Below are 20,027 nucleotides of genomic sequence, written 5' to 3'. Positions count from 1 at the left end.
CCCCAGCCAGCTAACCCGGCCTCCACGAAACTCGGCGCGGTTCAGTCCGCGAGGAGGCCGAGCGCCATCGCCACGGTCGGCCAGCCGTCCAGCTCGGCTGACATGGTCCGCCAATTGATCTCGATCAGCCAGTCGACGTCCGGCAGGCCGTCATACGGCTCCGCGCTCAAGGGGCAGACAAAGCCCTCGGCGGTGAAGGTCGGTCCTTCCGGGATGTACCACCAGGCGGTACGCAATGCCGGGGCCGCCAAGGCTGCCAGGCCGAACACCGCGACCTGCCAGTGCGGGGGAATCATCCGTCGTAACGGGTGCAAAGGAGTCGCCTCACTGTAGAGGGGGAGCGCCCAGCATAGATCATCTGGGGATGACCGGTCCGATGCTCAGCGCCATCCGGGCCAGCGACTGCCTGGGAGAAATGGGTAGTTTTGCCCCGTGGGTTCCGCGACCTTAGTCCCGCAGACGCGCACCATGAGCGGCGAAGAGCTGTCCGCCGACGACGCCTGGACCACCCTGCGCGAGTACGGCCTGCGCCGCCTCGCCCACGACTCCTTCGTCCGCTTCCGGTACGGCGACGGCATGAGCCACTCCCGGGCCCTGGCGTTCCAGATGTGCCTGTCGATCATTCCCGGCGCGATCGCCCTGGTCGGGCTCGCCTCGGTGGCCCACCAGGAGCATCTGGGCCAGGTGCTGCAGCTGGCCCTGGCCAAGCTGTCGCCGGGCGAGGGCGGGCAGGCCGTGATGGACGTGCTCGGCGGGGGCGTCAGGAAGCGCGACGCCGTGGCGCTGTGGCTGGGCCTGGCCACCGCGCTGGTGTCGCTCGTCAGCACCATGGCGCAGGTCGAGCGGGGCGCGAACCGCATCTACGGCATGGAGCGGGACCGGCCCTTCCACCGTAAGTACGGCAGAGCCGTCGTGCTGGCCCTGACGGCGGGCGCGCTGATGGTCGGCGGGTTCACGATGATGGTGGGCGGCGCGGCCGTCGGGGACGCGCTCGCCCAGGTGTACGGCTGGACGCCGGACCTGCGGACCGGGTTCGACCTGGTGCGCTGGCCCACCGGCTTCCTGCTGGCGCTGGCCTCGACGTCGGTGCTGTTCCGCGCCGCGCCCCGGCGCCGGCAGCCGGGGCACACCTGGCTCGCGTTCGGCGCGTTCGTGACGCTGGCCCTGTGGATGCTGTTCACGCTGGGCCTGGCCCTCTACACCGGCCGGAGCGGCACCTTCGGGAGCACGTACGGCCCGCTGACCGCGGTCATGGCCCTGCTGCTGTGGGCGTTCCTGAGCTCGATCGCGCTGTTTTTGGGGCTGGCCTTCGCGGCGCAGCTGGAGGCGTGCCGGGCCAGGTGCGTGGAGCCGGCGTTGCCCGATTCCGGGCCGACCGCCGAGGAGGAGCGCGAGCCGCTGGTGGGGGCGGTGGGCACGGCCGTGATCACGGCGGTGCGCGGAGTGCTCCGCCGCGGGCAGGGGACGGACAAGGACCGCACGGCAGAGCGGCCCCGGGTCACGGGGAGCGGGTGAGGCGGACGTCGCCGTCGACGCTCCTGGCCACGACGGCGCGCCGGCTGCGCGGGCCGGCGTCCCGGAGCTCCGACCGCGCCTTGCCGGTCTCGCTGTCGGCGGTGATCCGATAGTCCGCCTCCGGCAGCTCGGCGCGCACCGGGCCGGTCTCGGAGATCGCCTCGACCCTGGTCGGCGGCGCGGCGAACGCCAGCGTGATCCCGCCGTCCCGGGTGCGCGCCACGACCTCGCCCGACCTGGTTCGCACGGCGCTGATCGAGCCCTCGGCCGTGCGCGCCTCCAGCGGCCCGGCCAGCCCCGAGGTTCTGATCGCGCCGCCGGTCGTCGTGACCGTGACCCTGCCGCTCAGCCGTACGACGCTCACCGGGTCGTCCCCGCCCCGGACGGTCAGCTCCACGTCCGGCGGCACGCGGACCGTGTAGTCGGCCCCGCAGTCGCCGACGACCATCTCGCACCGCGCGTGCAGGCGCAGCACCCCGTCCTTGAGCTCCCACGAGTTGTTCCCGTCCCGCGCCGCCTTGCCCCGTAGCCGGCGCTCGACCTGGACCTGCGCCGCCGCGCCCGGCTCGATCCGCAGCTTGCCCAGGTCCGCCTCGACGGTCAGCTCGCCGCCCGCGTGCGCGAACGTCCTCGACGAGGGCACCGGGTCCGTGTCCAGCTCGATCCCGCATCCCGTCAGCGTGGCCAGTCCCGCCAGCACGATCACCATTCGCTTCACGGAACCGATCGTCGCGTGGCCGGGGAGGCAGGCCATCGGCCATAGTGCCGAGCCGCCTCCGCCATTCGGCCGAAAGGGGCAGCCGGGCGCTACAGGGCGCCTAGCAGTTCGCTCACGTGACGCAGCGGGTCCTCGCAGACCGGCGGCCGCAGCACCACCGTGGCCGCCCCCGCCTCCGCCAGCGCGCGCACATGGTCCGCGGCCCGTACGGCGGAGCCGGCCGCCATGGCCGCCTCCCCCGGCTCGACGCCCTGGAACTCCGCCACGGCGTCCACGATGGCCCCCGGCGGCTCCCCGAGGTGCAGGTACGTGAACACCACGAGCTCGTGCCCGGGCGGCGGCGCGATGTGGGTGAGGGCGGTCGCGACCTGGCGGGGGCCGAAGCTCTCGTGCAGGATCGTGCCGTCGGCCAGGCGGCCGGACAGCGCCAGCGACCGGGGTCCCTCGACGCCCGCGAGCAGGGGCGGCGGGATCGAGGGCGGATGGACGAGCCCGACGTCCTCCAGCCGCGCCTCCCGCCCGTGCAGGGTGACGCGCTCGCCCTTCAGCAGCCCGCGGGCCGCCGTCAGCGTCTCCTCCAGCAGGGACAGCGGCGAGCGGGGCGCGGCGCCGACCTGGCGCATCCAGGAGCGGACGCCGTGGCCCAGGCCAGCCGCCAGCCGCCCGGGGTGGAGCCGCGCGAGCGTGCCCAGCTCCATGGCCAGCAGGGCGGGATTGCGCAGCGGCGCGGGCATGATGCCGATGCCCACGCGCAGGCGGGAGGTCACCGCCAAGGCCGTGGCGGCCGAGGAGACGGCGCCGGCCCAGCCCAGGTCCTCCACCACCCACAGGTCGGCGATCTGCGGCATCGCCTCCACGTCCCGGGCGAAGGAGACCAGCCGCTCGGGCGGCAGGTCCCGGTAGGCCATCACGCCGAGCCTCACGGCGACCTCCAGTAGTACCGGTACAGGCGTCCCACCTCGGCGTAGCCGGCGCGGAGGAAGGCGTTCGCGGCAGGCGTGTTCGCCGCGTCGGTGGCCGCCACGATGCGCTCCAGGCCCGCCTCGGCGAGCGTGCGCGTGCCGCGGGCCAGCAGGTCGTGGACGTATCCGCGGCCCCGGTGCTCGGGGAGGACGCCGATGTAGGCGATCGAGTGGTCGTCGGGGGCCACCAGCCCGACGGGGGAGGAGCCCGCGTATCCGACCACGAACCAGCCGGGCTTGCCCCCGCGGTGGACCAGGTCGTCGTACATCGCCTTGGCCTCGTGCTCCGCGCCCCGGGTGGCCACCTCCATCCGCGTGTCGTGGTCGAGGGAACCCTCGGAGATGCGCACGAGCAGGTCGAGGAGCGCCGCCTCGCCGAGCTCGCGGGCCGGGCGGTAGGTGAGCCGCCCCGACTCCTCGGGGATGTCGCTCCCGGCCCGCCACTCCAGCATCAGCCGCTCGACCTCCAGCACGAACCCCGCCTCGAGAAGGGCGGCGTGCTCGGTGGAGCGATCCACATGCGGCGTGAGCCCCGGCTTGAGCGCGATGTCGTGGATCATCTTGCGCAGCCCGAGCGCCGCCAGGCCGCGCCGGAGCAGGGCCCCGCCGTGCCGCGGATCGGGACCGGGCTCGAAGTGCCAGGTCACCACCGGGTCCGCGCCCCGGTAGGGCGCCCAGAAGCACACCCGGGCCGGGCCGTCCGCGAAGCACCACTCGGGACGGGTCCTGCCCTCTTCGCTCGCCGCGACCAGCTGCGAGCGGGCAGGCTCGGGAAACTCCTCGAACAACAAGCCTCCGCGGGACGGGTGACCCTCGAACGCCACCGATCATAGCCCGGGGGCGTGCGGGTCAGGCCGCGGTCGCCAGCGCCTCCGGCACCGACGGCGCCGTGTCGAAGTAGCCGTCCAGGTTCGTGATCGTCAGCAGGTTCGAGATCATTCCCGGTCCCAGCACGAGCACCAGCCGGCCGTGCGCCTGCCGTACCCGGTTGAGCGTCGTCACCAGCACCCCGAGCCCCACGGAGTCGCAGAAGGGAACCTGGGTCAGGTCGAGCACGATGTGTGGTCGCTCGTCAGAGCCGAACGCCTGGTCCACAGCCGCGCGCAGCCGGGGGGCGCCGATGGAGTCGAGGTCGCCGACGATCTGCAGGACGGTGCAGGAGCTTTCCCGCCGGGGCTTGACAACCATGTCAGAAAGCTGCCCGGGACGGCGCCGCCTATGCCTACTTTTGGCAGATGTTTTGCGTCGCTGTCCTGGTTGTCGGGGCGCTCGCGGAGGGGCTGGCGGACGGCGACGCCTTGGCCTGTGGTTTGCGCACTTTGAGCTGGTCTGTCCCAAGGACGAGCTCGATGCCTTTCACATCCGTCTGGCGAAGGTCGGCGCCCGGAATCGCCGCGGCGAGCGTCCGCGCGGAGTCCTCCCGGCCCGGGCCGTACCGGATGACCGTCTTGGTGAAGTCCTTGCGTGCCGTGTCGCCCGACGGCTGCGGCACCTTGAACCCCGCGGCGATGAGATCGGCGCGGGTCCTCGCGCCCAGGCCGGTGATCATGGTGCCGTTGAGCACGCGCACCACCACGCGCTCCGGCGGCACGGGGGTCGCGGTCGGGGAGGGCGAGGCCGAGACCGACGGGGACGGCTTGGGCGGCGCGGTGAGGTCCTCGTCGGCGGCGATGCGGCGGAACAGATCGCGCGCCGCCGCCCTGTCCAGCAGCACCGCCGACTCGCCTGTGGACGTGCGGTAGTCGACGTCCGAGACCGGCAGGGTGACGAACCGGACGTCGTCGAGCTTGGTGTCGCGCAGCTGGGTGACCAGGCTGTTGAGGTCCTGCCGCGGATCGATCTTGACGCTGGCCTGCACGCTCTTGATGAACCTGCCGAGCGCCGCGGGGTCGGTGAGCGTCTGCGGGCTGAGCACCCTGTCCAACAGCGCGGACATGACCTGCTGCTGGCGGTCGATGCGGTCGAAGTCGGCGCGCGAGGTGGCGCGGGTGCGGGCGTAGAACAGCGCCTTGACGCCGTCCAGCTGGTGGGTGCCGGCGGGCAGGTGGAAGTCGATCTTCTGGTCGTCGATCGGCACAGGCGTGCAGACCGTGATGCCGCCCTTGAGCGAGTCGACCACGTCGATGAAGCCCAGGACGTTGACCTCGACGTAGAGGTTGATCGGCAGCCCGGTGAGCTGCTGCACGGTCTGGACGGTCAGCTTGGGCCCGCCCAGCTGGTAGGCGGAGTTGATCTTGTGCTGGCCCTTGCCCGGAATGGTGGTCCACGTGTCGCGCGGCAGGCTCACCACGGTGATCTTGCGGTGGTCGGCGGACAGCCGGATCACCATCATGGTGTCGGTGCGCTGGCCGGCCTCCCGGCCCAGGCGCAGATTGCGCTGGTCGCCGCGGGAGAGGTCGTCGCGCTTGTCGACGCCGACGAGCAGGATGTTCATCGCGCCGCTGGACTGGACGCCGGACGCCCCGGCCTCGACCGTGCCGAAGCCGCCCAGGCCGTAGGTCGAGGTGGCCCAGACCGCGCCGGAGGCGGTCAGCACGATGCCGGACAGCAGGCCCGAGACGATCAGGTTGCGCCGCCGCCTGCGCGCGGGCACGCGGCGCGGGCGCGGCGGTAGGGTGACGCCTCCGTAGGCGTCTCCGCCCACGTGAACCCCGGCGTCCTCCACGTGCCTCACTCTACTGACCTTCGCCCCGCCGTGCCGCGCAACGCGATCGCGTGTCGCCGGGCCCCCGGCGTCGGCCAAGGCGTCGAGGGGGCACGCCCGTTTCCGGTAGCGTGAGCCCCGCCATGAAGCACTTCCCCGACTCGCCGCCGACGCGGACGGGCCTGTGGCCCGCCGTATCCGTGATCATGCCCGTGCTCAACGAGGAGCGGCACCTGGAGGAGGCCGTCACCCAGGTGCTCAGCCAGGACTACCCGGGCGAGATCGAGGTGGTGCTGGCCGTGGGCCCCTCGCACGACCGCACCCAGGAGGTCGCCGACGCGATCGCGCGACGCGACCCGCGGGTCATCGTGGTGCCCAACCCCACCGGCCGCACCCCCAACGCGCTCAACGCCGCCATCGCCGCCTCGCGCAACGGCATCGTCGCCAGGGTCGACGGCCACGCGATGCTGCCCAAAGACTACCTGCGGATCGCCGTCGAGACCCTGGAGGAGACCGGCGCGGACAACGTGGGCGGCGTCATGGCCGCCGAGGGCGTCACGCCGTTCGAGCAGGCCGTCGCCCGGGCGATGACCTCCAAGATCGGCGTGGGCGCCGCCGCCTTCCACGTGGGCGGTACGGCGGGCCCCGCCGACACCGTCTACCTGGGCGTCTTCCGCCGCACCGCGCTGCAGCGGGTCGGCGGGTACGACGAGCACTTCCAGCGCGCCCAGGACTGGGAGATGAACCACCGCATCCGCCAGAGCGGCGGCCTGGTGTGGTTCCAGCCGCGCATGCGGGTCTCCTACCGGCCGCGGCCCAACGTCAAGGCGCTGGCCAAGCAATACTTCCACTACGGCCGCTGGCGCCGGGTGGTGGCCCGCACCCACGAGGGCACGATCAACCTGCGTTACCTGGCGCCGCCGGCCGCCGTGCTGGCGATGCTCGCCGGCCTGCTGGTCTCGCCGTGGTTCCCGCTGGGACTGCTCATCCCCGGCGGGTATGCGGCGGCCATCCTCGCCGGCTCGGTCCTGACCGGCAGCGGCCTGCCGTTCCCGGTGAAGGCACGGCTGCCGCTGGTCTACGCCACCATGCACATCTCCTGGGGCCTGGGCTTCCTCACCAGCCCTCGCCGGCTGGCCCGCCCGCCGCGGTAGCCTCGCGCAGCCGCAGCAGCGTCTCGGCGATGTGCACGTCGACCGGATGGGTCACCTTGATGTTGTGCTCGCTGCCCGGCACCAGGTGGATCGGCACGTCCGGCAGGTAGCGCAGCACCACCCCGCAGTCGTCGGTCGCGGGCCGCCCCGCGAAGCCCGGGTCGGCGAAGGCCCGCTCGTAGGCCTCGCGGATCACCGACAGGCGGAAGCACTGCGGGGTCTGGCTGCGCCGCAGCGTGGACCGGTCGGGGATCTCCCTGATCACCTCATCCGGTCCCGCCACCAGGATCGTGTCGGAGCTGGGGATCGCCACGTTGACCGCCCGGTGGACGCGCAGGGCGGCCACGCACGCGCTGATGATCGCCGGATCCAGCAGCGGGCGCACCGCGTCGTGCAGCAGCACGTTGCACTCCTCCTCGCCCAGCGCCCGCACCGCCCGCCACGTGGTCTCCGGCCGCGACGCCCCGCCCGGAAGGACCCGGCTGACCTTGCCGAACCCGGCCTTGGCCACGATCTCCTCGGCCTCGGCGACGTACCCGGGGGTCATGAGCAGCATGATCTCGTCGATCTCCGGAGCGCGCTCGAACAGGCCGAGCGAGCGCTCCAGGATCGTCTTCCCGGCCAGCTTGATCAACTGTTTCGGCGTGTCGAGGCCCATGCGCTGCCCCACCCCACCGGCGAGGACCACGGCCACGGAACGCAAAGGGACGACATGCGATTCGGCGGTCATACGGCGAGGGTAACGGTCATTTCGGCCACCCCATGGCTACGCTGTGTCCACGCGCTCCCACACGACGGGAGGAGACCTGCGCCGTGCCAGAGTCGCCGCCACAGCCGCCACAGCCACCACAGCCACCACAGCCACCACAGCCACCACCATCGCTCACCCGCGAGACCACCACCGCCGCCGCGGTGCTCCTCGCCACCACCCCGGCCTGCAGGCTCCCCTGCGCCGACGGCACCCTGCTCGACCGGCTCAAGAGCCAGATCGGGGGCAGGGTGCGGGATCTCCACGTCGTCCCCGCCGGGAACGGCCTGGCCGACGACCTGCGCACGGTGGCCAAGCTCGTACGGCTGTCGCAGGGCCCGGTCGTCGTGCTCCCGGCCGACATCGTGGCCCACACCGAGGCCCTCGCGATGCTGCTGGAGCACCCCGCCCGCGGCACGGCGGCGCTGGTCTCCACCGACCGGCCGCCCGGCCCGCTGCGCCCGCCCGTCCGGCTGGAGGTGGCCAAGGTCGTCGCCGCGGGCAGCTCCTTCCACACCGTGCCGGAGGCCAACGCCACCTTCCTCGGCGTCCTGCAGGTCGGCCAGGCCCACCTGGGCACGCTGGCCGACATCGCCGACGAGCTGGCCGACCTGGTCGCCGCGGGACGGCTCGGCCCGGTCAGCCCCGTCGAGGCCATCGACCTGCTGCTCGTGGGCCTGGTGCGGGCCGGCGTCCGGGTCCGCGCCACGCTCGCCGGCCCGCTGCGCTGCGACCGCGTGACCGGCCAGTCCTCCGCCGACTCGGCCATGGCCAGGCTCGCCGAGGTCGACGAGGCCAAGGTGCGGCTCGAAGCCGCCGTGAAGGCCGACGACGGCTTCTTCGCCACCCACTTCGTGTCCTCCTGGTCGCCGCTGCTGGTACGGCTCGCGGCCCGGCTCAAGCTGGCGCCGAACACGGTCACGGGCATCTCGTGCGGCCTGGCCGTCCTGGCCGCCGTGTGGTTCTCCTACGGCGAGCGGTGGGCGCAGGTGCTCGGCGCGGCGCTGGTGTACCTGTCGTTCGTGCTGGACTGCGTCGACGGGCAGCTGGCCCGCTACACCCGCACGTTCACCCCCTTGGGCGCCTGGGCCGACGGCATGGCCGACCGGCTCAAGGAGTACCTGGTCTACGTCGGGCTCGCCGCCGGCTACGCGGCCGGGCTCGGCAACCCCGACGGCATCTGGCACCTGGCCGTCGCGGCGATGATCATGCAGGTCGTGCGGCACTGCGTCGACTTCTCCTTCTCCGGTGCCGTGCGCGACGCCGCCCGGGTGGGCGCGGCCCGCGGCCGCCCGCCCCGCTCGCTGATGGAGCCGTCGGACCGGGGGCCGCAGGGCATCCGCGCGCTGGCCGGACGGCTGGAGCGCGGCTCGGTCCTGCGCTGGGCGAAGAAGATGATCACCCTGCCCATCGGGGAGCGCATGGCCGTGATCGCGGTCACCGCCGCGCTGTTCAACGCCCGGGTGACGTTCCTGGCGCTGCTGGGCTGGGGCGCGGTCGCGACGCTCTACCAGCTGACCGGCCGCGTGGAGAGGGCCACGGCATGATCTCCGTGCACATGACGCCCGTACCCCGCAGCAGGGTCGTCGCCTACCGGGACGACGGCCCGCTCTCGCGCGGCATGGGCGCGCTCGTGGCCGGGCAGCTGCCGCCGCTGCCGCCGCTGGTGGTGGCCGCCTTCGTCATCGCCATCCTCGTGGCGATCGGCGTGGCCGGCTCCGACGACTGGGCCGTCCTCGCCTTCGCCGTCACGCTGCTGCTGGCCGGGCCGGGCAGCTCCCACCCGCACGACGGCCGCCTGGACTGGCTGGCCCCGCCCATGCTGCGGCTGATCGAGTACGTCTGCGTCGCCGCCGTGGGCTTCGCGCACCACGTCCCGCCCGTGCTGATCTTCGCGTTGCTCGGCGCGCTCGCCTTCCACCACTACGACCTGGTCTACCGGATACGGCAACGGGTCTACCCGCCGCCCTGGCTGTCCACCTTCGGGCTCGGCTGGGACGGCCGCCTCATCGCCGTCTCCCTGGGCGTGGTGGCCGGCTGGCCCGCCGCCGGCTACGCCCTCCTGGCGCTGTACCTGTGGGGCTTCTTCTGCTGGGAGAGCGCCACCTGCTGGCTGGCGGCGCCCCGCTCGGGAACCGAGACCGCCGAAGGTGAGTGACCCGCCCGATTACCCGATCAGGCGCGTCTGGCAACTACCCTTTGGGTGCCACATACTGACCTTCGACCGAGGAGTGCACGTTGCTGGGAATGGTGCTGGCCGCCGGAGCCGGACGTCGCCTGCGGCCGTACACCGACACGCTGCCCAAGGCGCTCGTGCCGGTCGACGGCGACACGACGATCATGGACATCTCGCTCCGCAACCTGGCGGCGGTCGGCCTGCGTGACGTCGTGGTCATCGTCGGCTACGCGGCGCAGGCCGTACACGACCGGAAGAAAGACCTGGAGCAGCGCCACGGCGTGCGTCTGGAGCTGGTGCACAACGACAAGGCCGAGGAGTGGAACAACGCCTACAGCCTGTGGTGCGCCAGGGAGTACTTCTCCCAGGGCGCGCTGCTGGTCAACGGCGACACCGTGCACCCCGTGTCGGTCGAGCAGACCCTCCTGTCGGCCCCGGCCACCAGCGACATCCTGCTCGCGGTCGACGACGTCAAGAAGCTGGCCGAGGAGGAGATGAAGGTCACGCTCGAGGACGGCGCCGTCCGCCGCATCACCAAGCTGATGGACCCGGCCGAGGCGTACGGTGAGTACATCGGCGCCACGCTCATCCGGCCCGGCGCGGCCGAGCGGCTGGCCGACGCGCTCAAGACCACCTTCGAGCGCGATCCCCAGCTCTACTACGAGGACGGCTACCAGGAGCTGATCGACCGCGGGGAGCGGATCCACGTGGCGCCGATCGGCGCGGTCGAGTGGGTCGAGGTCGACAACCACGACGACCTCGCCAAGGCACGCGACATCGCCGTCCGTTACTGAGAGGGGCGTAGATGCCGATCCTGGCCAGGATGCTCCCCGCCCCGCTGTACATGGAGGTACGGCGGGGCGCGGTCGCCGATCTCGGCGCGCTGCTGTCCGACAGCAGGGTGGCCACCTCGGGACGGGTCGCCGTGGCGGTCGGCCCCGGGCAGGGCGACCACATCGAGGGTCTGATCGCGCCGACGCTGCGCGACGCCGAGGTCTTCCGCGTCGCCGACGGCTCGGTCGAGGCGGCCGTCTCGCTCGGCGCCGACCTGCGCAAGGGCACCTACGAGGTGGTCGTGGGGGTGGGCGGCGGCCGGACCATCGACGCCACCAAGTACGCCGCCTCGCTGGCCGGCATCCCCATGGTGGCCGTGGCGACCAACCTGTCGCACGACGGCATCTGCTCGCCCACCGCCTCACTGACCTACGAGGGCGGCAAGGGCTCCTTCGGCGTGCCCATGCCGCTGGCCATCCTCGTCGACCTCGACTTCGTCCACGCCGCCCCCGAGCCGCTGGTGCGCGCCGGCATCGGCGACGTGGTCAGCAACCTGTCGGCGATCGAGGACTGGCAGCTCGGCAACGTCGAGCGGGGCGAGCCCATCGACGGGCTGGCCTGCTCGATGGCCCGCACCGCCGCCGAGGCGCTGATCGGCAGGCGCGACTCGATCGAGTCCGACGCCTTCCTGACCGTGCTGGCCGAGGCGCTCATCCTGTCGGGGATGTCGATGGTGATCGCCGGGTCCTCGCGTCCCTCCAGCGGCGGGGACCATGAGATCCTGCATGCCGTGGACCAGCTCTTCCCCGGCACCTCCAACCACGGCGAGCTCGCCGGCATCGGCGCCGCCTTCTGCTTCTTCCTCCGGCAGGACACCGCCCGCCTCAACCAGGTCGTGGAGTGCCTGCGCCGGCACAGGCTGCCCGTGCTGCCGACCGACGTCGGCCTGACCGTCGAGCAGTTCACCCAGGCCGTGGTGTACGCGCCGGCCACGCGCCCCGGCCGCTACACCATCCTGGAGCACCTGCGCCTGTCGGAGTCGGAGGTTCGGGAGCGGGTGGAGGACTATGTCCAGTCCGTCGGTCGCTGAGCTGCGCGCGGTCGCCCAGCCCGCAGGCACGCTGGACCGCAGGAGCGGCGAGCACTGGGCGGGCCTGCTCTACATGCGCAGGGTGTCCATCTACCTCACCTGGCTGCTGGCCAAGACGCCGATCACGCCCAACCAGACCACCGGGCTCATGATGCTCACCGGCGTGCTGGCCGGGGTCGTGCTCGGCTTCGACGGGCCGCTGGCCGCGCTCGGCGCGTTCCTGCTGGTGCAGCTGTACCTGCTGCTCGACTGCTCCGACGGCGAGCTGGCCCGCTGGACCGGCCGGACCTCGCTCACGGGCGTCTACCTCGATCGGGTGGGCCACTACTTCGCCGAGGCGGCCCTGCTCATCGGCCTGGGCTTCCGCGCCTCGGCCACGGCGCCCGACTGGTACACCGTGCTCGGCTTCGCCGCCGCGCTCGGCGCGATCCTCATCAAGGCCGAGACGGACCTGGTCGACGTGGCGCGCGCCCGCTCCGGCCTGACGGCCGCCACCGAGGCCTCGGCCGGGCAGTTCCGCTCCGGCCTGCTGGGGCTGGCCCGCCGGATCCTGGCCGCGACGAAGTTCCACCGGATCGTCCAGGCCGTCGAACTGTCGATTCTCGCCCTGATCGCCGCCGTCGTCGATATGGTGGTGGGCGACCTCACCGCGACGCGGGTGCTGACCGTGGCCTGCGCGGTCGCCGCCGCCGTCCAGGTCGTGCTGCATCTGGTGAGCATCCTGGCCTCCAGGCGGCTGGCATGACAGGAACCGTACGGCCCGCTCACCCGTCGTACTGATCGGACACGTGTGGTTTGGTGGGTGTTCACCGGTAAACCAGATACGCTTGTCCATCAGGAAAACCTAGCCAGAACCAGCAGACTCGGTGATCATGAAAGAATGTCACGCCCGTGCTCTCAACGCGTCAAGGCGATGAAGCGTTGAAGATCTCGTGCGTCATCCTCACCATGGGCAACCGGGTCGCCGAACTGAACCGGGCGGTCGAGTCCGCGCTCAACCAGATCGACGGCGACGTCGAGGTTGTGATCGTGGGCCAGGGGGTGGACGTGCCCGAGGTGACGGCGACGCCACCGGAGGGCTCGGCCGCCACCGTCAAGAAGGTGCGGCTGGAGCGCAACGTCGGCATCCCCGCGGGCCGCAACCGCGGCGTCGAGGAGTGCTCGGGCGACGTCGTGCTGTTCCTCGACGACGACGGGTGGTATGCCAACCAGAAGGTCGCCGCGCACGTGCGCGACCGCTTCGCCACCGAGCCGGATCTCGCGGTGCTGTCGTTCCGGGTGATGGACCCCGACGGCAGCGGGTCGCAGCGGCGCCACGTGCCGCGCCTGCGTGCCGGGGACCCGGAGCGGTCCTCGCCGGTGACGACGTTCCTGGGCGGGGCCTCCGCGGTGCGCCGCTCGGCGTTCCTGCAGGTGGGTGGGCTGCCGGAGCGGTTCTTCTACGCGCACGAGGAGACCGACCTGGCCTGGCGGCTGCTGGGCGAGGGCTACCGCATCGAGTACGACGCCGAGACGGTGATGTACCACCCGCAGGTGCCGCCCACGCGCCACCCGGAGTTCTACCGGCTCAACGCGCGCAACCGGGTGTGGCTGGCCCGGCGCAACCTGCCGTGGCCGCTGGCGGTCCTGTACCTGCTGGACTGGGTGGTGCTGACGCTGCTGCGGGAGCGCTCGGGGCCGGCGTTGAAGGCCTGGTTCGGCGGCTTCCTGGAGGGGCTGCGCACCCCCGCGGGAGAGCGCAGGCCCATGGCCTGGCGTACGGCCTGGCGCATGGTCAAGCTGGGCCGCCCCCCGATCGTCTAGGAGCCCGGGCGGTCAGACCGCCTCCGCCTCCCCGAACGACATCGACACCCGGGAGGCCGAGCTCGACAGCAGCGCCCGCTTGGGCAGCCCCAGCTCGCTGAGCTCCTTGGCGACCGGGTGGTTCCCCAGCCGGATGAGCGCCCCGCCGGGCCGTACCCGGACGCCGCCCACGCGAGCCCGGGCCGGGACGCGCCGCGTCACCCCGTCCAGGTGCGTGTAGGCCGTCAACGGCACCGGCACCCCGGGCACCGGCATCCCCGGCTTGATGAGCAGGTCGAGCACCATCCGCCCGTCCTTGCGGACGGTGCACCGCTTGTACGGCGAGGCCAGCCGCAGGTCGATGTCCGCCAGCTCCTTGGGGAACCCCCAGATGCCGCGCCCGGCCTCCAGGGTGAACCCCTGGTCGACGGGCAGCCAGTGGACGAACGCGCCGGCGTCGCGCAGGTTGCGCAGCCCGGGCCCGCCGGCGGACCCCGGGGGCCGGACCAGGAACGTCACCCCGAACTCGTGGTAGGTGTCCAGGTCGCCGTCCCGGTAGTCGACGAACACCAGCGTGCAGACGGCGGTGCCGGGGAAGATCTCGGCCACGTCCACTCCGGCATAGGCGAGCACGGCCCGGGCGGCGTCCGCCCGCACCGGGAACATGGCCGTGCAGACGGTCGCTTCCCGCACCTCGACGGGCATGCGGATCTCGCGGCCCTGGATCAGATGCGAAGCCATGACCCAAGTACATCAACCCTGGGGCTGGACGGCCAGCGAGAGGGTGGTGACCGTGGCGTGGCGTTCGAGCCGCGCGACGAAGGCGGGGGCGTGGTCGGGCCAGTGGTGGCGCAGGCGGGCCTCCCGGTGGCCGCGCTCGCCCATGGCCATCCGCGTCGCCGGCTGCTCCTTGAGGTCCAGGACCGCGTTGAGGACCGCCTCCACGTCGAGGGGCACGACGATGCCGCAGCCGGCTCGCCGGACGGGCTCGGCGCCCGGGGGCGTGGTGACGACCGGGACGCCGCGGCCCATGTAGTCGAGGATCTTGGTGGGCACGCCCGGCAGGGTGGTGAGCGAGAGCCCGGCCAGCGCGCCCTCGGCCATGCGCAGCGCGTGGCGGTTGGGCACGTAGCCGTACCAGTCGAGCAGCCCGGCCCGTTGCGCGTCGCGCAGCAGGGGACGCGCCTCGCGGTCGGCGCCGCCGATGAGGTCCAGCCGGACGCCGTGCGGGGCCAGCCGCTCGGCGAGGGCGACCAGCTCCGCCACGCCGCGTTCGGCCGACAGCCGCCCGATGTGGACCACCCGGGTGTCGCCCGGCGGGGACGGCGGCGTGGGCGGCACCAGGGTGGTCTCCGGCACGACGGCGTGGGCGGCGGTGCCGTACTCGGAGCCGAGGACCAGGTGGCGGCGGGCGGCGCGGGCGGCGGTGGCCCTGGCCAGCGGGCCGGCGGGCGTCTCCCGCATGTCCCACACCACGGGCGGGCGGCGGTACGGCAGCACGCGCAGCAGGTCGAGGTCGTGGACGAGCAGCAGGTCGGCGTCCCGGCAGGCGCGGCGCAGGGCGGCGCGCACCCGGCTGAGCCCCCTGCTGATCTCCCGGCCGCGTGGCACGTCGACGGCGGTCACGCGGGCGGTGGGCGTCACGTTGTGGAAGGTGAAGGGTGCGATGTAGGTCACCTCGTGGCCCGCGTCGAGGAGCGCCGCGATCTGCCTGTGCATGATCCGGGCGTCCTCGGGGTGATGGTGAATTGTCGCGACGCATACCCGCATACGACGATGCTGAGCGCCCACCCCGTCATCGGGGTGACGGCCCGTCGAACTGCCGCTTAACTTCCGACGGTCGGCTTCGCTTCCGAGGGGCGACGGTACAGCCACGTCAGCCGCGGCTCGATGATCCACTTGAACACCGTGCGGGTCTCCGGCAGGCACAGCAGGATGGCCACCGCGAAGGCGCTGGTGGCGATCGCCAGGGCGCCCAGCGGGCCGAACAGCCACGGCTGGTCCAGCCAGCCGAGCTCCTTGGCGGGCAGGACGACGACGCCGTGCAGCAGGTAGCAGTACAGCGTGCGGGTGCCGAGGTCGGTGTACCAGGTCTCGCCGCGCGGGACGAGCGCCAGGAAGGCGAAGCACATCGCCAGCGACGCCACCAACAGCCCGGTGCGCAGGCCCAGCCCCATCCACCACGACAGGTCCATGTCGGCGTAGCTGTGCTTGAAGTAGAACGGCTGCAGCGTCAGCTTGGTCTTGGAGTAGACCATCGCCACGGCCGCGGCGGCGAGCAGCACGACCACCGACACGGCCTTGATCCAGCGCTTGTTCAGCCACTCGAAGTGGTGCGGCTGCAGCGACAGACCGATGACGAAGAACGGCAGCAGGCCGAAGAACCGGTCCATGCTGAAGTCGCCGGAGATCTGGGAGAACCCGGCGAACAGGTAGATGGCGATCGACACCGGGATGGGGAACCTCATCCGCTTCCACACCGGCGTCGACAGCCGCCAGAACAGCAGCGCGATGAGGTACCAGTTCAGCCACGCCGGGTCGATGATCGTCAGGCTCCACTTCTGGCCCAGCGCCGTGCGCAGCGCCGCGTAGCCCACCTCGACGATCACGTACGGCACGACGAAGGTGTCGACCAGCTTGTTGGTCTTGGCGTTGGAGTTCCAGAAGTTGCGCGACAGGTAACCGCTGATGATCACGAACAGCGGCATGTGGAAGGTGTAGATGAAGATGTACAGCGACCTGGAGGCGTCGGCGGCCAGCGTCGGCACCAGCGAGTGACCGACCACCACCAGGGCGATGAGCAGGAACTTGACGTTGTCGAGGTACGGCTCGCGCTTGCGCTGCGGCTTCGGCTCGGCGGCCTCCTCGGCCTCCTCCTGGACGCGCGCGCCCGGCGGCTCCGGCCACAGCGTGCCGCGCTCCCGCGGCTCGCCGCCCCACAACCGCCGCTCCGGCGCCCTCGGGCCCGGTCCGGCCTCCGCGTCGGCGGAGGGCGCCTGCTGGAGGGGTGGGGAGTAGCGGATGTCGGTCACGTGGGGGAAGGCTCTTCTCGACGGGTCGGGGTCCGGCGCGTCGGCGCGGCGACGGCCGGGATCCACCTTACCGATCCGGAAAGCCCGGTGACCCGGGAACGGCGGTTCCACAGTGAACTCTGAGGTCACGTGCAGATGTTCTTCTGGTCCGCCGACACCGTGTTCTGCTCGATGGCCTTGGAGACCACCGGCGGGACGCGCACGCCGCGGTAGTCCTCGCCGATGACGACCTGGACGATCGGGCCGACCTTGCCGGGGGAGGCGGTGGCCTCCGGCGCGCTCACGCCCGGCGTGGGCGTGTACGGCTTGAGGTTGACCGGCTTGACCTTCTTCGGCCCGGCGTTGACGGTGCCGCTCATCTTGGCCGCCGCCAGCTTGGCGTAGTCGGCGTCGGCGGGCGACTTGGCGGAGTACAGCACCGTCGTGGTGGCCGTGGGCGGCGCGTTGCCGACGCCGACGACCTTGAAGCCCCACTTGGTCAGCTCGTCGGCGACCTTCTGTGCCTCGCCCTGCTTGGCGGTGCCGTTGAGCACCTGGATGCGGACCTGCTGCGGCTTGACCGTCACCGTGGGCGACGCGCTGGGCTGGGTGACCTCGACGTCCTGGGCGATCTGCTGGAAGAGCGTGGTGGCGTCCGGCTGCCGCCACTGGACCCGGTTGGGGTCGGCGGGGAAGGCCTCGACCGGGACGGTGATGAACTTGACGCCGCTGGCGGTGAGCGACTTGGCGCTGGTGGCGATGTCGATGATCTTCTGCGGATCGCCGGCCAGGTCCTTGTCCATCGACACCGACTTGGCCGCGGCGTTGACGAGGCTGAGCAGCTTCGGCACGTCGGTCAGCAGGTTGGTGCTGGTGGCCTGCTGCACCATCTTGCTGAGCAGCTTCTGCTGGCGCTTGATGCGGTCCAGGTCGCTGCCCAGGCCGTAGTTGCGCAGCCGCATGTAGGCCAGCGCCTGCTCGCCGTTGAGCTTGTGGGTGCCGGCGGTGATGTGGAACTTGGAGTTCTTGTCATTGATCGGCTTGCTGAAGCACATCTCCACGCCGCCCAGGGCGTTGACGATGTTCTTGAAGCCCGCGAAGTCGACCTCGACGTGGTGGTCGACGCGGATCTGGGTGAGCGACTCGATGGTGTCGATCGTGCAGGCGATGCCGCCGGTGTTGTAGGCCGAGTTGATCATGTCGAGCCGGCCGGGCATGAGCTGCTTGGTCTGCTCGTTCTTGCACTCGGGGATCTGCACCATCGAGTCGCGCGGGAAGCTGATGATCTGCGCCTTGTCCCGGTTGGGGGAGATGTGCAGCAGCAGGATGGTGTCGGTGCGCTTGCCGAACGCGGCGCCCAGCCTGGCGGCCTGCTGGCCGTACTTGGCGTTGTCGCCCTCACGGGTGTCGGAGCCGACGATGAGGACGTTGAGGGCGCCGGTGAGGTTCTTGGGCCGCTCGCCGACGATGTCCTTGGCCGCGTCGTTCTGGTTGATGTCGCCGAAGGCGCTGCGGAAGGCCGCGTAGCCGGTCAGGGAGCCGCCGGTGAGGACGACGGTGAGCCCGATGCTGACCCAGGCCAGGATCCGCATCTTGTCGGGGCCCTCGGGCTTCTTGGCGCGGCGCGAGCGGGGCGGCGGGTCGGCGGGCGGCGGCTGGCTGCCCGCCCGGCGCGAGGGGCGACCGGTCGGCTCCGTGGGCGCGACGCGGCGGTCCTGGACGGACACGCCTCGGTAACCACTCATACGCCCTCCACGGCCTTTCCTCCGCGTCGCACACGGCCTCCTCGTCCGAAGATCGCCAGGCCGTCTCACGCTGGCTCGGTCGCTAGGTCCTCGCGCCACGAGATTAGGTCATCTCCGGCGTGCCTGTTGCCACGGTCGGAAAAGATCGACCGTGACCCGGGCGTGATGTTCCCGGCAGAGAGCATACTCAGACCCGGACATCTCCTGGAATAAAAACATGAACGTCTTTCAGCATGCTTGCAGGTTGGCTGCTGAGCGCTGCGGCCAGGCAGGCCAGGGGTACGGCGGGCAGCACGTACCGGTAGTCGAACTGGGCGACCGCGGGCGGAATGACCAGGAGTGCCCAGGCCACGGCCCAGGGGAGCAGCCAGGCGCCGCCGGTCGCCGGGGCGCCGGCGCGCCTGCCGTACCGCCGTCGGACCGCCGTCAGCACGGTCAGCGCGGGCGGGACCAGGAGGACGGCCAGCAGGAGCGTGCCGGGCAGGCGGGCGAGGTCCTGGTAGGCCCGTAGCCATCCCGCGTACGGCTCGGCCACCGCGGTCGTGATGTCGCCCCGCTCGTACTGCCGGGCGAAGTCGGCCCCCACCTGCGCCGGGTAGCGCACCGGCGGGGGCGGCGCGCGGTCGGGGAACTCGTAGGCGGCGTAGACCTCCGCGTCCGGGTAGACCGGCCGGTCCCAGGTGAAGGTCCTGGCCAGCTCGCTCAGCGTCGCACCGGCGTAGTCCAGCGGCTGCGAGCGGATCGCCAGCAGGGCGAAGCGGCGGGCCAGGCCGTCGTTGGCGGCGGTGAAGGTGATCCCAGGCAGCTTGACCAGGGGGGAGTCGGCGCTCCAGACATAGTCCTGGGAGGGAGGGCGCCGCCCGGGCGGGCGGGCGTCGCACAGCACGGCCAGGTCGGCGGGCGGGCGCATCCGGGCGCAGTCGGCGAAGGCCATGGTGCGGGCGTAGAGGAACGCGCCGTCCGCGCCGATGATGCCCACGCGGTGGTAGGTGGCGTAGAACCAGGCGCCGTAGGCGACGACGGGCAGGACGGCGGCGGCGAGCATGGCCAGGGCCTTGCGCCGGTGGCGGCGCAGCAGCAGCCACGCGGCCACGAGCGCGACGAGCGGCAGGCCGACCGTCCGCGTCAGGGAGGCGGCGGCCAGCAGCAGGCCGATGGCGACCGCCGGGGGCTCGGCGCGCATCGCGAGCACCGTCGCGGCCACCACCAGGGCCATGAACAGCACGTCGGAGACCAGCAGGTGTTCCAGCTGGATTTGGTAGGCGTCCAGGAGCACCGGGGCAGCCGCCAGGACGGCGATCCACCGGGGCGCGCTGCGGGCGGCGATCCAGTAGACCAGCGCGCCGACGCCCAGGCCGAGCAGGTGCTGCGTCGCCGCGACGACGGCGAAGCTGTGGAAGGGCTCCAGGAGCTTGACGAACATGGAGTAGCCCGCCGGGCGCACCAGGTCGGGGCGCGGGCGCATGACCGTGACGATGTAGGTGTAGGAGTCGGGGAACCACAGGGCGGGGCGGTAGCCGAGCATCGCCGTCGCCCGCAACGCCGCCGCCACCGCGAACAGCGCCACGAACCAGCCGTGCCGCCGCGCCCACGACAGCACGCCCACCCGGCCGGACGCGCCGGTTCGCCGTCCTGACGGCGCGTGGGCCCAACGCATCACCGGCACGCCCCCCTCCGCCGCAGCCGTCTCGCGACCCTTTCGCGGGCA

General features: G+C 72.1%; 20 protein-coding genes. 8 read left to right on the top strand and 12 right to left on the bottom strand.

Annotated elements, in window-relative coordinates; all coding sequences use genetic code 11:
* Window positions 1-41 precede the first annotated feature (41 nt).
* Window positions 42-296: a hypothetical protein gene (locus BSB02_RS24525; RefSeq protein WP_084962235.1), complete on the bottom strand. Its 255-nt coding sequence runs from the start codon at window positions 294-296 to the stop codon at window positions 42-44.
* A gap of 136 nt (window positions 297-432) precedes the next feature.
* On the opposite strand from BSB02_RS24525, the gene BSB02_RS24520 reads away from it, so the two are divergent.
* A complete protein-coding gene (locus BSB02_RS24520; protein ID WP_084962233.1) occupies window positions 433-1,515 on the top strand; it encodes a YihY/virulence factor BrkB family protein in 1,083 nt (360 codons plus the stop codon).
* On the opposite strand, the gene BSB02_RS24515 is transcribed toward BSB02_RS24520, so the two are convergent.
* The 5 genes from BSB02_RS24515 to BSB02_RS24495 all read right to left on the bottom strand — a co-directional run bounded on the left by BSB02_RS24515 (window position 1,499) and on the right by BSB02_RS24495 (window position 5,869).
* Entirely contained in the window at window positions 1,499-2,233 is a 735-nt protein-coding gene (locus BSB02_RS24515) for a DUF4097 family beta strand repeat-containing protein (protein WP_143591082.1), read from the bottom strand. The genes BSB02_RS24520 and BSB02_RS24515 overlap by 17 nt on opposite strands.
* A gap of 89 nt (window positions 2,234-2,322) precedes the next feature.
* Window positions 2,323-3,156 (bottom strand): LLM class flavin-dependent oxidoreductase, encoded by an 834-nt coding sequence (locus BSB02_RS24510; RefSeq protein WP_240506629.1) that lies wholly within the window; start codon window positions 3,154-3,156, stop codon window positions 2,323-2,325.
* Window positions 3,153-3,983, bottom strand: a complete 831-nt coding sequence (locus tag BSB02_RS24505; protein WP_084962229.1) for a GNAT family N-acetyltransferase — start codon at window positions 3,981-3,983, stop codon at window positions 3,153-3,155. Before BSB02_RS24505 ends, BSB02_RS24510 begins: the two co-directional genes overlap by 4 nt.
* A 61-nt stretch (window positions 3,984-4,044) precedes the next feature.
* Window positions 4,045-4,383, bottom strand: a complete 339-nt coding sequence (locus BSB02_RS24500) for an STAS domain-containing protein (RefSeq protein ID WP_084962227.1) — start codon at window positions 4,381-4,383, stop codon at window positions 4,045-4,047.
* Window positions 4,384-4,417: 34 nt separating this feature from the next.
* Window positions 4,418-5,869, bottom strand: coding sequence for an LCP family protein (locus BSB02_RS24495; protein WP_084962225.1), 1,452 nt, complete (start codon window positions 5,867-5,869; stop codon window positions 4,418-4,420).
* A gap of 113 nt (window positions 5,870-5,982) precedes the next feature.
* Between BSB02_RS24495 and BSB02_RS24490 the strand changes: the two genes are divergently transcribed.
* Window positions 5,983-6,993 carry a glycosyltransferase family 2 protein gene (locus tag BSB02_RS24490; protein WP_084962223.1) on the top strand — a complete coding sequence of 337 codons (1,011 nt, stop codon included), beginning with the start codon at window positions 5,983-5,985 and terminating at the stop codon, window positions 6,991-6,993.
* Here the strand turns inward: BSB02_RS24490 and BSB02_RS24485 are convergent.
* Window positions 6,956-7,723 (bottom strand): IspD/TarI family cytidylyltransferase, encoded by a 768-nt coding sequence (locus tag BSB02_RS24485; protein WP_084962221.1) that lies wholly within the window; start codon window positions 7,721-7,723, stop codon window positions 6,956-6,958. The genes BSB02_RS24490 and BSB02_RS24485 overlap by 38 nt on opposite strands.
* An 83-nt stretch (window positions 7,724-7,806) precedes the next feature.
* On the opposite strand from BSB02_RS24485, the gene BSB02_RS43095 reads away from it, so the two are divergent.
* The 6 genes from BSB02_RS43095 to BSB02_RS24455 all read left to right on the top strand — a co-directional run bounded on the left by BSB02_RS43095 (window position 7,807) and on the right by BSB02_RS24455 (window position 13,584).
* On the top strand, window positions 7,807-9,288 hold the full coding sequence (locus BSB02_RS43095; RefSeq protein ID WP_276206352.1) for a CDP-alcohol phosphatidyltransferase family protein: 1,482 nt from the start codon (window positions 7,807-7,809) through the stop codon (window positions 9,286-9,288).
* An 11-nt stretch (window positions 9,289-9,299) separates the two neighbouring features.
* Complete coding sequence (locus BSB02_RS43090; RefSeq protein ID WP_276206351.1) at window positions 9,300-9,899, top strand: DUF5941 domain-containing protein; 600 nt, start codon at window positions 9,300-9,302, stop codon at window positions 9,897-9,899.
* 80 nt (window positions 9,900-9,979) lie between these two features.
* Window positions 9,980-10,711 carry a phosphocholine cytidylyltransferase family protein gene (locus tag BSB02_RS24470; protein ID WP_084962215.1) on the top strand — a complete coding sequence of 244 codons (732 nt, stop codon included), beginning with the start codon at window positions 9,980-9,982 and terminating at the stop codon, window positions 10,709-10,711.
* 29 nt (window positions 10,712-10,740) lie between these two features.
* Window positions 10,741-11,781 carry an iron-containing alcohol dehydrogenase family protein gene (locus BSB02_RS24465; RefSeq protein ID WP_169729428.1) on the top strand — a complete coding sequence of 347 codons (1,041 nt, stop codon included), beginning with the start codon at window positions 10,741-10,743 and terminating at the stop codon, window positions 11,779-11,781.
* Window positions 11,759-12,526 (top strand): CDP-alcohol phosphatidyltransferase family protein, encoded by a 768-nt coding sequence (locus BSB02_RS24460; RefSeq protein WP_084962211.1) that lies wholly within the window; start codon window positions 11,759-11,761, stop codon window positions 12,524-12,526. The genes BSB02_RS24465 and BSB02_RS24460 overlap by 23 nt, the downstream gene beginning before the upstream one ends.
* Before the next feature lie 176 nt (window positions 12,527-12,702).
* Window positions 12,703-13,584 carry a glycosyltransferase family 2 protein gene (locus tag BSB02_RS24455; RefSeq protein ID WP_206184860.1) on the top strand — a complete coding sequence of 294 codons (882 nt, stop codon included), beginning with the start codon at window positions 12,703-12,705 and terminating at the stop codon, window positions 13,582-13,584.
* A 12-nt stretch (window positions 13,585-13,596) separates the two neighbouring features.
* On the opposite strand, the gene BSB02_RS24450 is transcribed toward BSB02_RS24455, so the two are convergent.
* From BSB02_RS24450 to BSB02_RS24430, 5 genes are all read right to left on the bottom strand, one after another.
* On the bottom strand, window positions 13,597-14,304 hold the full coding sequence (locus BSB02_RS24450; protein ID WP_084962209.1) for an acetoacetate decarboxylase family protein: 708 nt from the start codon (window positions 14,302-14,304) through the stop codon (window positions 13,597-13,599).
* 12 nt (window positions 14,305-14,316) lie between these two features.
* Window positions 14,317-15,282, bottom strand: a complete 966-nt coding sequence (locus BSB02_RS24445; RefSeq protein ID WP_240506628.1) for a glycosyltransferase — start codon at window positions 15,280-15,282, stop codon at window positions 14,317-14,319.
* A 107-nt stretch (window positions 15,283-15,389) separates the two neighbouring features.
* Window positions 15,390-16,661: an acyltransferase family protein gene (locus BSB02_RS24440; RefSeq protein ID WP_143591079.1), complete on the bottom strand. Its 1,272-nt coding sequence runs from the start codon at window positions 16,659-16,661 to the stop codon at window positions 15,390-15,392.
* 59 nt (window positions 16,662-16,720) lie between these two features.
* Window positions 16,721-18,319, bottom strand: a complete 1,599-nt coding sequence (locus BSB02_RS24435) for an LCP family protein (protein WP_084962203.1) — start codon at window positions 18,317-18,319, stop codon at window positions 16,721-16,723.
* A gap of 187 nt (window positions 18,320-18,506) precedes the next feature.
* Window positions 18,507-19,976, bottom strand: a complete 1,470-nt coding sequence (locus BSB02_RS24430) for a hypothetical protein (RefSeq protein ID WP_084962292.1) — start codon at window positions 19,974-19,976, stop codon at window positions 18,507-18,509.
* Between the last annotated feature and the right edge of the window lie 51 nt (window positions 19,977-20,027).

It is taken from the genome of Thermoactinospora rubra (genome assembly GCF_002093975.1).
Lineage (GTDB): Bacteria > Actinomycetota > Actinomycetes > Streptosporangiales > Streptosporangiaceae > Nonomuraea > Nonomuraea rubra_A.
The sequence above is the reverse complement of the archived record's forward strand: the minus strand, read 5'-3'. Positions and strand labels throughout refer to the sequence as shown.